Source organism: Bradyrhizobium sp. 23, assembly GCF_023073295.1.
In the GTDB taxonomy this organism is placed as follows: Bacteria; Pseudomonadota; Alphaproteobacteria; order Rhizobiales; family Xanthobacteraceae; genus Bradyrhizobium; species Bradyrhizobium canariense_D.
Genome location: NZ_JADPJF010000109.1, coordinates 48,336 through 61,816, shown reverse-complemented (window position 1 = coordinate 61,816; position 13,481 = coordinate 48,336). Strand labels below are relative to the sequence as shown.

General features: G+C 64.7%; 10 protein-coding genes. 8 read left to right on the top strand and 2 right to left on the bottom strand.

Annotated features, from left to right (window positions below; all coding sequences use genetic code 11):
- The 8 genes from IVB32_RS27935 to IVB32_RS27900 form a co-directional block, all read left to right on the top strand.
- Positions 1 to 1,296: transketolase C-terminal domain-containing protein (locus IVB32_RS27935; protein WP_247411986.1), on the top strand; the 1,296-nt coding region annotated here is incomplete at its 5' end.
- Positions 1,297 to 1,443: 147 nt separating this feature from the next.
- The gene (gene gap, locus IVB32_RS27930; RefSeq protein WP_018454603.1) at positions 1,444 to 2,451 is read left to right on the top strand and encodes a type I glyceraldehyde-3-phosphate dehydrogenase; all 1,008 of its coding nucleotides are present in this window, start codon (positions 1,444 to 1,446) and stop codon (positions 2,449 to 2,451) included.
- A gap of 152 nt (positions 2,452 to 2,603) precedes the next feature.
- Complete coding sequence (locus IVB32_RS27925) at positions 2,604 to 3,800, top strand: phosphoglycerate kinase (RefSeq protein WP_018454604.1); 1,197 nt, start codon at positions 2,604 to 2,606, stop codon at positions 3,798 to 3,800.
- Between the two features lie 67 nt (positions 3,801 to 3,867).
- On the top strand, positions 3,868 to 4,935 hold the full coding sequence (gene fba, locus IVB32_RS27920; RefSeq protein WP_018454605.1) for a class II fructose-bisphosphate aldolase: 1,068 nt from the start codon (positions 3,868 to 3,870) through the stop codon (positions 4,933 to 4,935).
- Between the two features lie 274 nt (positions 4,936 to 5,209).
- The gene (locus tag IVB32_RS27915) at positions 5,210 to 6,235 is read left to right on the top strand and encodes a class I fructose-bisphosphate aldolase (RefSeq protein WP_018454606.1); all 1,026 of its coding nucleotides are present in this window, start codon (positions 5,210 to 5,212) and stop codon (positions 6,233 to 6,235) included.
- 3 nt (positions 6,236 to 6,238) lie between these two features.
- Positions 6,239 to 6,913 (top strand): thiamine phosphate synthase, encoded by a 675-nt coding sequence (locus IVB32_RS27910; RefSeq protein WP_018454607.1) that lies wholly within the window; start codon positions 6,239 to 6,241, stop codon positions 6,911 to 6,913.
- An 8-nt stretch (positions 6,914 to 6,921) separates the two neighbouring features.
- Positions 6,922 to 8,016 carry a tetratricopeptide repeat protein gene (locus IVB32_RS27905; protein WP_018454608.1) on the top strand — a complete coding sequence of 365 codons (1,095 nt, stop codon included), beginning with the start codon at positions 6,922 to 6,924 and terminating at the stop codon, positions 8,014 to 8,016.
- Between the two features lie 85 nt (positions 8,017 to 8,101).
- Positions 8,102 to 8,887 (top strand): inositol monophosphatase family protein, encoded by a 786-nt coding sequence (locus tag IVB32_RS27900; protein ID WP_018454609.1) that lies wholly within the window; start codon positions 8,102 to 8,104, stop codon positions 8,885 to 8,887.
- Between the two features lie 33 nt (positions 8,888 to 8,920).
- Here IVB32_RS27900 and IVB32_RS27895 read toward each other — a convergent pair whose 3' ends face one another.
- On the bottom strand, positions 8,921 to 10,060 hold the full coding sequence (locus IVB32_RS27895; protein ID WP_018454610.1) for an AAA family ATPase: 1,140 nt from the start codon (positions 10,058 to 10,060) through the stop codon (positions 8,921 to 8,923).
- A gap of 262 nt (positions 10,061 to 10,322) precedes the next feature.
- The gene (locus IVB32_RS27890) at positions 10,323 to 13,475 is read right to left on the bottom strand and encodes an efflux RND transporter permease subunit (RefSeq protein WP_018454611.1); all 3,153 of its coding nucleotides are present in this window, start codon (positions 13,473 to 13,475) and stop codon (positions 10,323 to 10,325) included.
- Positions 13,476 to 13,481 lie beyond the last annotated feature (6 nt).

Below are 13,481 nucleotides of genomic sequence, written 5' to 3'. Positions count from 1 at the left end.
CAGAAATCAAACAAGCCGACGCTGATCGCCTGCCGCACCACCATCGGCTTCGGCGCCCCGCATAAGGCCGGCACCAACAAGGTGCACGGCGAAGCGCTCGGCGCCGACGAGCTCAAGGCCGCCAAGGAAAATCTCGGCATTTCGCTGGAGCCGTTCTCGGTGCCCGACGACGTGCTCAAGGCCTGGCGCGCGGCCGGCAGCCGCGGCGCGGCGGCACGACAGGAATGGGAAGCAAGGCTCGGTGAACTCGGCAGCCGCAAGCGCGCCGAGTTCGAGCGTCGCCTGCGCCACGAGCGCCCGGCCGCGCTCGCGAAGGCGGTGCGCGCCTACAAGAAGGAGCTGCTGGAAAAGCCGATGAATGCGGCGACCCGCAAATCCTCCGAAGCCGTGATCGAAGTGATTGCCGGCGCGATGCCGATGGAATTTCTGGCGGGCTCGGCCGACCTCACCGGCTCCAACAACAACAAGGCGAAGTCCGCAACCGCGTTCTCGGCCAAGACGCCGAAGGGCCGCTTCATCCATTACGGCATCCGCGAGCACGGCATGTGCGCGGCGATGAACGGCATCTTCCTGCACGGTGGTTTTGCGCCGAACGGCGCGACCTTCCTGGTGTTCACCGATTATGCGCGGCCCGCGATGCGGCTCGCCGCATTGATGGGGACCGGGGTCGTTTATGTCATGACCCACGATTCCATCGGCCTCGGCGAAGACGGCCCGACCCACCAGCCGGTCGAGCATCTCTCAGCACTTCGCGCCATTCCCAACATGCGCGTGTTCCGTCCGTGCGATTCCATCGAGGTTGCCGAGTGCTGGGAGCTCGCGCTCAACCGCATCGACGGCCCGACAGTCTTGGCGCTGACCCGTCAGAACCTGCCGCAACTGCGCACCACCGCACCGAACGAGAGCCCCTGCCGGTTCGGTGCCTACGAGCTGGTGGCCGCCCAGGGCGAAGCCAAGGCGACGCTGTTCGCCTCGGGCTCCGAAGTGGAGATGGCCGTGGCCGCCCAGAAGCAGCTCGCCGAGCGCGGCATTCCGACCCGGGTGGTTTCGGTTCCCTCGCTCGAGCTCCTGCTAGCGCAACCAAAGGAGCGCCGCGACGAGATCATCGGCAATGCCCCCATCAAGGTCGCAATCGAGGCCGCCGTGCGCTGGGGCTGGGACGCCGTGATCGGCCAGGATGGCGAGTTTATCGGCATGCACTCCTTCGGCGCCAGCGCCCCTCTCAACAAGGTATTCCAGCACTTTGGCATTACCGCCGAGGCCGCGGTTAACGCCGTTCTGAAACGCGTTTCCTGAGAGTTGAGATTACCGAAAAAAAGGACTACCTAACGTCCCATATGATCAAGCCCCGCCCGGCCGAACCGGGCGTCCGCCCTAAAAAAACCCTCGCAGGCGCGCTAGCGCGTTGTGCGGGATGACAACGGTCATTGAAGGAGACGAAACATGGCAGTCCGCGTCGGAATCAACGGTTTTGGCCGCATCGGCCGCAACATTCTGCGGGCCATCGCTGAGTCCGGCCGCAAGGACATCGAGGTCGTCGGCATCAACGACCTCGGCCCGGTCGAGACCAACGCCCATCTGCTTCGCTTCGACAGCGTCCATGGCCGTTTCCCCGGCACCGTGACCGTCGATGGCGACACGATCAGCCTCGGTGGCAACAAGATCAAGGTGACCGCCGAGCGCGATCCCTCGAAGCTGCCCTGGAAAGATCTCGGCATCGACATCGCGATGGAATGCACCGGCATCTTCACCTCGAAGGACAAGGCCTCCGCGCATCTGACTGCCGGCGCCAAGCGCGTTCTCGTTTCTGCGCCCGCCGACGGCGCCGACGCCACCATCGTCTACGGCGTCAACCACGACACGCTGACCCGGGAACATCTGGTCGTCTCCAACGGCTCCTGCACCACCAACTGTCTTGCGCCGATCGCCAAGGTGCTGAACGACCTCGTCGGCATCGAGACCGGCTTCATGACCACGATCCACGCCTATACCGGCGACCAGCCGACTCTCGACACCATGCACAAGGATCTCTATCGCGGCCGCGCGGCTGCGATGTCGATGATCCCGACCTCGACCGGCGCCGCCAAGGCGATCGGCCTCGTGCTGCCGGAACTGAAGGGCAAGCTCGACGGCGTCGCGATCCGCGTGCCGACCCCGAACGTCTCGGTCGTCGATCTCAAGATCGTGGCCAAGCGCGCCACCGATCCGAAGGAAATCAACGAGGCGATGAAGCGTGCCTCCGAGCAGCAGCTCAAGGGCATTCTCGGCTACACCACCGCGCCGAACGTCTCGATCGACTTCAACCACGACCCGCACTCCTCGACATTCCACATGGACCAGACCAAGGTGCAGAACGGCACGCTGGTGCGCGTGATGTCCTGGTACGACAACGAGTGGGGCTTCTCGAATCGTATGGCGGATACCGCCGTCGCGATGTCGAAGGTGATCTAACTCCGCTCTCGTGTCCCGGACGCGACGTAGCGTGAAGCGCTGCGTCGCAGAGCCGGGGCCCGTTTAACTAACCGCGGGACTCGCCGCAATTTGGGTCCCGGTTCTGCACGGCGGCACTACGCGCCGCGGTGCGCCCGGGACAAGGGCCTCCGATGACGAAATCATTCCGCACCCTCGACGACGTCGATGTGAAGGGCAAGCGCGTGCTGCTGCGCGTTGACCTCAACGTGCCCATGGAGAACGGCCGCGTCAGCGACGCAACCCGGCTCGAGCGCGTCGCGCCGACCATCACCGAAATCTCGGACAAGGGTGGCAAGGTCATCCTGCTCGCGCATTTCGGCCGGCCGAAAGGGCGCGATGCCAAGGACTCGCTCAAGCCCGTGGCCGAGGCGCTGTCGAAGGTGGTGAAGAAGCCCGTCGCCTTCGCCGACGACTGCATCGGCGAGCCCGCGGTCAAGGCCGTTGCCGGCTTGAAGGACGGTGACATCCTCTGTCTCGAAAACACCCGCTTCCACAAAGAGGAAGAGAAGAACGATCCGGCCTTTGTCGCGGAGCTCGCAAAACTCGGCGACATCTGGGTCAATGACGCGTTCTCGGCCGCGCACCGCGCCCACGCCTCGACCGAAGGCCTCGGCCACAAGCTGCCCGCCTATGCCGGCCGCACCATGCAGGCCGAATTGGTCGCGCTGGAGAAGGCGCTGGGCTCACCGACCAAGCCTGTCATCGCTATCATCGGCGGCGCCAAGGTCTCGACCAAGATCGACCTGCTCGAAAACCTCGTGACTAAGGTCGACGCGCTCGTGATCGGCGGCGGCATGGCCAACACCTTCCTGCACGCCCAGGGCGTCGGCATCGGCAAGTCGCTGGCCGAGAAGGATCTCGCCGCGACCGCGTTGCGCATCATGGAAAAGGCCGAAGCCGCCAACTGCGCCATCATCCTGCCGGTCGACGCTACCGTCGCCTATCATTTCGCGGCCAACGCGCCGTCGCACGCCTATGGCCTCGACGCGATCCCGGCCGACGGCATGATCCTCGACGTCGGTCCGCAGTCGATCGCACGTGTCCATGCCGCGATCGACGATGCGGCGACGCTGGTCTGGAACGGACCGCTCGGTGCCTTCGAGATGCAGCCGTTCGACCGCGGCACGATGTCCGCCGCCAAGCATGCCGCCGAGCGCACCAGGGCCAAGAAGCTGATCTCGATCGCGGGCGGCGGCGACACCGTCGCGGCTCTCAACCAGGCCCATGTGGCCGGTCAGTTCACCTATGTCTCGACCGCCGGTGGCGCATTTCTTGAATGGATGGAAGGCAAGCCCCTGCCCGGCGTCGAAGTTCTGCGCACCAAGTAATCGGTCGGCAAGTCGTCAGCCGCCTTCAAGCAGTGGCCTTGCAGGCCCAAACGGGAGAAAAACACAGATGGCTCGGATCACGTTGCGTCAATTGCTCGACCATGCGGCGGAGAACGATTACGGCGTCCCGGCCTTCAACATCAACAACATGGAGCAGGCGCTGGCGATCATGGACGCGGCCAACCAGGTCGACGCGCCCGTCATCATCCAGGCCTCGCGCGGTGCGCGCTCCTACGCCAACGACGTCATGCTCAAGCACATGATGGACGCGGTGACCGAGATCTACCCGCACATCCCGGTCTGCGTGCATCTCGACCACGGCAACGAGCCGGCCACCTGCATGACCGCGATCCAGGCCGGCTTCACCTCGGTGATGATGGACGGCTCGCTCAAGGCCGACGGCAAGACCCCCGGTGACTGGGGCTACAATGTCGGCGTCACCAAGACCGTAACCGACATGGCCCATCTCGGCGGCATCTCGGTCGAGGGCGAGCTTGGCGTGCTCGGCTCGCTCGAGACCGGCATGGGCGACAAGGAAGACGGCCACGGCGCCGAGGGCAAGCTCAGCCACGACCAACTCCTGACCAATCCGGATGAAGCCGTGAAGTTCGTCCAGGAGACCCAGGTCGACGCGCTCGCGATCGCGATGGGGACGTCTCACGGTGCCTACAAATTCACCCGCAAACCCGACGGCGACATCCTCGCCATGAACGTGATCGAGGAGATCCACCGCAAGCTGCCGAACATGCATCTCGTCATGCACGGCTCCTCCTCGGTGCCGCAGGACCTCCAGGACATCATCAACGCCTATGGCGGCAAGATGAAGCCGACCTGGGGCGTGCCTGTTGCCGAGATCCAGCGCGGCATCAAGAACGGCGTGCGCAAGATCAACATCGACACCGACAACCGCATGGCGATGACCGGCCAGATCCGGAAAGTGCTCAAGGACAATCCCGAAGAGTTCGATCCGCGCAAGTACCTGAAGCCCGCGATGGAAGCGATGACCAGGCTGTGCAAGCAGCGGCTCCAGGAATTCAATACCGCGGGCCAAGCCTCCAAGATCAAGAAGGTGCTGACCACGGCCGAGATGGCCAAGCGCTACGCCAAGGGCGAGCTCGCCCCGAAGGTGGCGTAAGCTGCTCTATCCTTCCCCTCTCCCCGCCCTTCGCGGGGAGAGGGTTGGGGTGAGGGGCTCTCTCGGCAGATGAGATGACTGCGGGACCTGTACCCCCCTCACCCGGATCGCAAGGGCGATCCGACCTCTCCCCGAAGCGGGGCGAGGTGAAGAGTCGCCCGGCCGGCCCAACGCTGCCCCAGCCCTTACCCTGCGACGAACGTTAACTCGGCATTTGCCCGAGAACGGTCTATTTTCACCGGCAAGGGCAGAATCGTTTTGGGAGGACATCTCGATGAATCTGACTGAGCTGAACAGGATCGCGACCGCCCTGGTCGCGCCCGGCAAGGGCATCCTTGCCGCCGACGAATCCTCCGGCACCATCAAGAAGCGTTTCGACGCGATCGGCGTGGAATCGACCGAAGAGAACCGCCGCGACTATCGCGAGATGCTGTTCCGCTCGAACGAAGCCATGAGCCGCTACATCTCCGGCGTCATCCTCTATGACGAGACGATCTGGCAGAACGCGAAGGACGGCACGCCCCTGGTCAAGCTGATCGAGAGCAGCGGCGCCATCCCCGGGATCAAGGTCGACGAAGGCACCCAAGCCCTGCCGATGTGTCCGGGCGAGCTCGTCACCGTCGGGCTCGACAAGCTCGCCGAACGGCTGAAGAAATATCACGAGCGCGGCGCACGCTTCGCCAAATGGCGCGCGGTGATCGACATCGGCAGTGGCATCCCTTCCATGACTGCGATCAGCGTCAACGCCCACGCGCTGGCGCGCTACGCAGCGCTGTGCCAGGCCGCGCAGATCGTGCCGATCGTCGAACCCGAAGTGTTGATGGACGGCGATCACGACATCGATCGCTGCTATGAGGTGACGAGCCGTGTGCTCAACAAGACGTTTCAGGAATTGCGCGTGCAGCGCGTCGCGCTCGAGGGCATGGTGCTGAAGCCGAACATGGCCATCTCCGGCAAGAAGTGCGCGAAGCAGGCTTGCGTCGAGGAGGTCGCGGAGAAGACGATACGGCTGCTCAAGGCGTGCGTGCCCGCGGCGGTGCCCGGCATCGCCTTCCTCTCCGGCGGCCAATCGGATGAAGAGGCAACGGCGCATCTCAACGCCATGCACAAGCTCGGCCCGCTGCCCTGGGGCCTGACCTTCTCCTATGGTCGCGCACTCCAGGCCGCGCCGCAGAAGGCCTGGTCAGGCAAGGCCGAGAACGTCGCGGCCGGACAAAGCGCATTCAGTCACCGCGCGCGCATGAATGGCCTCGCCTGCAAAGGCGAATGGCAAAGCAGCCTGGAACAGAAAGCGGCCTAGATCTTGTCGAACAAATCTCCTCCGCCGCGCCCGGCGCCGCGCCTTTATCTCGCGACGCCTGTCGTCGACGATCCCGCTTCGCTCCTGGCCGAGCTGCCCGGCCTGCTCGCCGCCGCCGATGTCGCGGCCGTGCTGCTGCGGCTGAAGCAGACCGATCAGCGCACCATGATCTCGCGGATCAAGGCCTTGGCGCCGCCGGCTCAGAAAGCGGGCGCGGCGCTGCTTGTCGATGGCCATCCTGAGCTCGTCGCACGCGGCGGCGCCGACGGCGCGCATCTGCCCGGCATCGCCGCGCTGAAAGAGGCGCTGCCATCGCTGAAGCCCGATCGCATCGCGGGCGTTGGCGGGCTGACGACGCGGCACCATTCGATGGATGCGGGCGAGATTGGCGCGGATTACGTGCTGTTCGGCGAACCCGACGCAAAGGGCCAGCGGCCGTCGTCGCAAGCGATCGCTGAGCGGCTGGACTGGTGGGCCGAGCTGTTCGAACCGCCCTGCGTCGGCTTTGCCATCTCGCTGGAGGAGGCCCACGAATTCGCCGCCAGCGGCGCCGATTTCGTGCTGGTGGGCGACTTCATCTGGGCCGATCCGCGCGGACCCAAGGCTGCGCTGATCGAGGCCGACGCTGCGATCAAGAAGGCTCATGCGACTGCGCTTGCAGACCAGGAGCACGGCTAGCGCCCGACATGAAGCTCCCGCGCATCATCATGCTGGCCACGCTGCTGCTGACGGCGCCCGCGGCCGCGCAGCTCCAGATCACGCCGCCGGTGGCAACGCCGGGCGCTTCGGCCGAGAAAACCAAAGACAAGCCGAAGGCCACGCCGCACACCATCACCAAGAAGAAGGAAGCGCCGCCGGCACCCAAACCTTCAGCCTCCCCGAAACCTTCCGCTTCCCCAAAGCCTGCTCCGGCCGCGACCGTGATTCCGGCGCCGCCGACCGACAACCCCAACGTCGATCTGGTGTACGGCGCCTATCAGCGCGGCCAGTACAAGACCGCCTTCGAACTCGCCACGGCCCGTGCCGAAACCGGCGATGCCAAAGCGATGACCATGCTGGGTGAGCTCTATTCCAACGCCATGGGCATCCGACGCGACTACACCAAGGCGCTGCAATGGTACAAGCGCGCCTCCGACGCCGGAGACCGCGAGGCGATGTTCGCGCTCGCCATGCTGAGGATGACCGGCCGCGGCGGCCCGGTCGACAAAAATGAGGCGGTCAAGCTGATGGCGTCCGCCGCCAAGCTCGGCGAACCCAAGGCGGCCTATAATCTCGCGCTGCTCTATCTCGACGGCCAGACCCTGCCGCAGGACGTCAAGCGCTCCGCCGAGCTGCTGCGCCAGGCGGCTGATGCCGGCCTGCCCGAGGCGCAATACGCGCTCGCGACCTTCTACAAGGAAGGCACTGGCGTGCCGAAGGATTTGGAACGGGCGGTGCGTCTGCTCCAGGTCGCCACGCTGACCGACAATGTCGATGCCGAGGTCGAATACGCCATCGCGCTGTTCAACGGCACCGGCACGCCGAAGAACCAGCCGGCGGCCGTCGCCCTGCTCCGCAAGGCGTCCCGCCAGGGCAGCGCGATCGCGCAGAACCGGCTGGCCTGGGTGCTGATCAACGGCATGGGCACGGCCGTGGACAAGGTCGAAGGCTTCAAGTGGCATCTGGTGGCCAAGACCTCCGGCAAGGGCGATCCGGAGCTGGACAAGCAATTGTCCGATTTGCCGGCCGAGGACCGGGCCAAGGCCGAGGCCGCCGCCAGGAAATGGCTCGGGGCCAAATGACTTGACGTTGAGGCCCCCGCAGGGCACCCCATCCCTCAAACAGGCGCGATTTCGCGCCATTTCCCCCGATCAAGACCGGAAGCTCATGCTATATTCCGCAACTATCAACGTCATGGTCAAGGCCGCGCGCCGCGCCGGCCGCAGCCTCAAGCGCGATCTCGGCGAGATCGAGCATCTCCAGGTCTCGCTGAAGGGACCGGCGAATTTCGTCTCGCTGGCCGACAAGCGCGCCGAGGAGATCCTCTACCAGGACCTCGCCAAGGCGCGGCCCGGCTACGGCTTCATCGGCGAGGAAGGCGGAACGCGCGAGGGCTCCGACAAGAGCCACACCTGGATCGTCGATCCGCTCGACGGCACCACCAACTTCCTGCACGGCATCCCGCAATTCGCGATCTCGATCGGGCTTTCGCGCGAGGGCACGATCATCGCCGGCGTGATCTACAATCCCGCCAATGACGAGCTCTACATCGCCGAGCGCGGCAAGGGCGCCTTCCTCAACGACCAGCGGCTGCGCGTGGCCGGCCGCCGTCAGCTCAACGAATGCGTGGTGGCCTGCGGCCTGCCTCATATCGGCCGCGGCGACCACGAGGAATTCCGTCGCGAGATGACCGCGATGCAGGAGCGCGTCGCCGGCCTGCGCCGCTTCGGCGCCGCCTCGCTCGACTTGGCCTTCGTCGCCGCCGGCCGCCTCGACGGCTACTGGGAGCGCAATTTGCAATCCTGGGACATCGCGGCGGGTCTGATCATGCTGCGCGAGGCGGGCGGAACGATCACCGACATCGATACGCCGGGCGACGCGCTGGTGACAGGCAATGTCGTGTGCGGGAATGAATACGTGCACGGGGAATTGGTGAAGATCTTGCGGAAGTAGGCCGCAGCAGCACGACGGCTCGATCGACGACGGTTAGGAATCGTCGTCCTCATCGTCCTCGTCGGCTTCGTCGTCGCGATATTCACCGCCGATGGTCAGGCCCTCGATCGCCGTGGCGCCTTTCGACTTGATCACCCGGCGGAGCGGGACCGAACTCTCGCTTCGCAGTGCGTCCATCAACTGTTCCGAATGGGTGACAATCCAGATGTCGGCGCGGCGCGATGCCTTGGCGATGAGCCGGGCCAGCGGCGCAAGCAGCGACGGATGCAGGCTGGTCTCGGGTTCGTTCAGCGCAATGAACGGCGGCAGCCGATAGCCCATGAATACCGCGAGCAGGCAGATGTATTTCAGCGTCCCGTCGGATAGTTCATGAGCCCTGAACGGCCGCGGCATATCCGGCAATTGCAGATCGAATTCACACCTGCCATTTTCTTCCCATGCGCGGAGTTCGGCACCCGGGAATGCATCCTGGATCGCGTCCTGCAGGTCGTCGGCGTCTTCCCGAATGACATAGAGGGTCGCCAGGGTGGCAGCCAGATCGATGCCATCGGCGCTGAGCGAGGGCGTTGCGATCGCCAGACAAGGCTTTCGTATCGGTGACGCCGGATCAGTGCGAAAGTCATGATAGAATCGCCAGCCCAGCATTGCATTTCTGATCAGGTCGATTTCCGGGCATTGCTTGCCATCGGAAAAAGCCGCAAGCGCGGTCTCTGACGGCAGCACCGCATCCTTGTGAGCGTTCCAGGCGCCACTCTCGCCGCGGACGCTGATGAGCGAATTGATCCGCTCCATCAGCTTGACCGTGCGTTTGCCGCGCGTCGTTTCGATCGTTTCGGCCTTGATCATCGGCTCGCCGGAAAATGCCGCCTGAAGCGGGCTGGGAAATCCGAGCTCGATGGAATATCTCATGCCGTCGAATGTCGCCGACAGCCGCAGCCGCCCGTCTTCGCCTCGCTTGCGTATGCCGGACCAGCAGACCGAATTCAAACCGCCTTCATCGGCGATCGTGCGGGTGATCTGACCGGTCGCCGCGTCGCGCAACAGCGACAAGGACTTGTAGAGATTGGACTTGCCGACTCCATTTTCGCCGACGAACACCGACAGGGGATGGATGGGTATGGAGAGCCGCCGAATGGAGCGATAGTTCGAGATCGCAATGTCGGTCGGACGCATCACATGCTCTCAATCGGCGGGCTATCTCCGCATTCGCAGTAAGGTGCGAATACGATGTTTCAATCCAGGGGTGCAGTCTGGATTGAGGCCTCCGAGAAATCAAGCCGACCGATCCGGCGTTCAATGGCCGACTCTCACCAGCGCAAACCCGACGGTCATCATCCGCGAAGGCGGATGATCCAGTATTCCAGAGACGCCGCTCGGATACGGAAAGGCCGCGGGGTACGGCATGCCCCGCCTGCGCGGGGCATGACACCTCACCTTACAGCTCGGCCGGCGCCGGCGGCCCGTACATCTCGCCCTGCTTCGCCGCCTTCTCCCGATCCCCGCCCAGCACGCGCTGCACCGAGACGAAGAACACCGGCACCATCAGCAGCGCCAGGATCACTACCGCGATCATGCCGCCCATCACGACACTGCCGAGCGCCTGCTGGCTGGCGCCGCCGGCGCCATGGGCGATGGCCATCGGCAGCACGCCGCAGATGAAGGCAAGGCCGGTCATCAGGATCGGGCGGAAGCGCAGGCGGCAGGCCTCGATGGTGGCGTCCACCAGCGGCTTGCCTTCTTTCCGCAGATCCTTGGCGAACTCGATGATCAGGATCGCGTCCTTGGCCGCAAGGCCAATGATGGTGATCAGGCCGACGGTGAAATAGACGTCGTTGGGCAGGCCGCGCAGCATCGCCGCGACCACCGCGCCGACGATGCCGAGCGGCACGGTGAGCAGCACCGCGAGCGGAATGGTCCAGCTCTCGTAAAGCGCGGCCAGACACAGGAACACCACGAATACCGAGAGCCCGAGCAGGAACGGCGCCTGCGAGCCCGACAGCTTCTCCTGGAGCGACTGCCCGGTCCATTCATAGCCGAAGCCGCGCGGCAGCTTGCCGGCAAGCCGTTCCATCTCCGCGATGGCATCGCCCGAGGTGAAGCCGGGTTTCGCCTCGCCCGAGATGCGCACCGCCGGATAATAATTGAAGCCGGCGATCTGCGTCGGTCCGCGCGCCCATTCCACGGTGGTAAAGGACGAGAACGGCACGAGCTGGCCGCGGCTGTTCTTGACGTTGTAGTTGAGGATGTCCTCGGTCCGCATGCGGTCGCGGGCATCGGCCTGCACCACGACACGCTGCATGCGGCCGCGGTTCGGGAAGTCGTTGATGTAGTTCGAGCCGAGATTGGTCGAGATCGTATTGTTGATGTCCTCGAAGGTGACGCCGAAGGCGCCCGCCTTTTCGCGGTCGATCACGAGATTGACCACGCCGGCCTCGGGCAGGCCCTCGACATAGACCTTCTGCAGCACAGCGCTCGCATTGGCCTCCGCGATCAACTGATCGGCGGCGCGCATCAAGGCCGGATAACCCTTCTGGCCGCGGTCCTGGAGACGGAACGAGAAGCCCGAGGAGTTGCCGAGATTGTCGATTGGCGGCGGCTGCAGCGCGGAGATTTTTGCGTCGCGGATCGACGACGACAAATCGCGGTTGATGTCGGCGACGATCGCGGCCGCAGAATCCTTCGGCCCGCGTTCCGACCAGTCCTTCAGGGTGATGAAGGCCTGCGCGGTGTTCATGCCCTGGCCGGAGAAGCTGAAGCCGGTGAGGAAGGTGACGTTGTCGACGCCCGGACGCTGCGCCAGGTATTTTTCCACTTTCTCGATCACCGCCTCGGTTCGGCCGTAGGACGAGTCCGACGGCGTCTGCACGTCGGTGGTGACGAAGCCCTGGTCGTCGACGGGCAGGAAGCCGCCGGGCAGATTGACGAAGGCCCAGGACAGGCCGGCGAGCAGCGCGACATAGACCAGCATCAAGCGGCCGGTGCGCTTCAGCGAGAAGCCGACGGTGCGGGAATATCCCTCCTTGCTGCCGTCGAGCATGCGGTTGAACCAGCCGAACACGCCCTTCTTGGCATGGCCATGACCGGCCGCGACGGGCTTGAGCAGCGTCGCACACAGTGCCGGCGTCAGCGACAGCGCGAGGAAGGCCGAGAAGCCGATCGCGGCGACCATGGTCACGGAGAACTGGCGGTAGATGATGCCGACCGAGCCCGGGAAGAACGCCATCGGCACGAACACGGCCATCAAGACCAGCGTGATGCCGATGATGGCGCCGGTGATCTGCGACATCGCTTTCCGCGTCGCTTCCTTGGGCGGCAGCCCCTCCTCGGCCATGATGCGCTCGACGTTCTCGACTACGACGATGGCATCGTCGACGAGGATGCCGACGGCGAGCACCATGCCGAACATCGAGAGCATGTTGATGGAATAGCCGGCGAGCAGCAGCGTGGTACAGGCGCCCAGCAGCGCCACCGGCACCACGATGGTCGGAATGATGGTGTAGCGGATGTTCTGCAGGAACAGGAACATCACCACGAACACCAGCACGATGGCTTCGACCAGCGTCGACAACACCTTCTTGATCGAGGCCTCGACCACGGGCGTGATGTTGTATGGAATCTCGTAGCCGATATTGGCCGGGAAGAAGCGAGACAGCTCCTTCATCTTCTCTTCGACGGCGCTCGCGGTCGCCAGCGCATTGCCGGTCGGCGACATCAGCACGGAAAGACCGGCGGTCGGCTTGCCATCGAGACGGGTGTTGAACTGGTAGCTGAGGCCGCCGACCTCGATCCGCGCGACATCGCGCAGCCGCACGGTCGACCCGTCGGCATTGGCGCGCAGGATGATGGTACCGAATTCATCCGGGGACGAGAGCTGGCCCTTGACCAGCACCAGCGCGGAGGTGCGCTGGGTCGAGGTCGACGGCTCGGCGCCGATGCTGCCCGAAGCGACCTGCGCGTTCTGCGCGGCAATGGCCTTGTTGACGTCGTCGGCGGTCAGGCCATAGCCGACCAGCTTTGCCGGGTCGACCCAGACGCGCAGGCTACGTTCCGTCGAATACAGCGTGGCGCGGCCGACGCCGGGGATGCGGCGGATCTCGCCCAGCACGTTACGGATCATGAAGTCGCCCAGGCCGACCTCATCCAGGCTGCCGTCGGTCGAGTTCAGCGTGATGATCTGGAGCACCGCGCTGGAGGCTTCCTCGATCAGAATGCCCTGCTGGATCACCGCGCGCGGCAGCCGCGCCTCGACGCGCTTGATGCGGTTCTGCACCTCGACCGAGGCGGCGCTGGTATCGGTGCCCGGCACGAAATTGGCGATGATCTCGACCTGGCCGAGCGAGTCGCTGGTCGATTCGAAATTGAGGATGCCGGAGGCGCCGTTGAGCTCCTCCTCGATCAGCCGCGTGACGCTGTTGTAGAGGTTCTCGGGCGAGGCACCGGGATAGCTGGTCGAGATCGAGATCGAGGGCGGCGCGATGATCGGGTACTGCGCGATTGGCAACAGCGGAATCGAAATTGCGCCGACCAGACAGATGAACAGCGCGACGACCCAGGCGAAGATCGGCCTGTCGATGAAGAAGCTCGCCATGGTCTA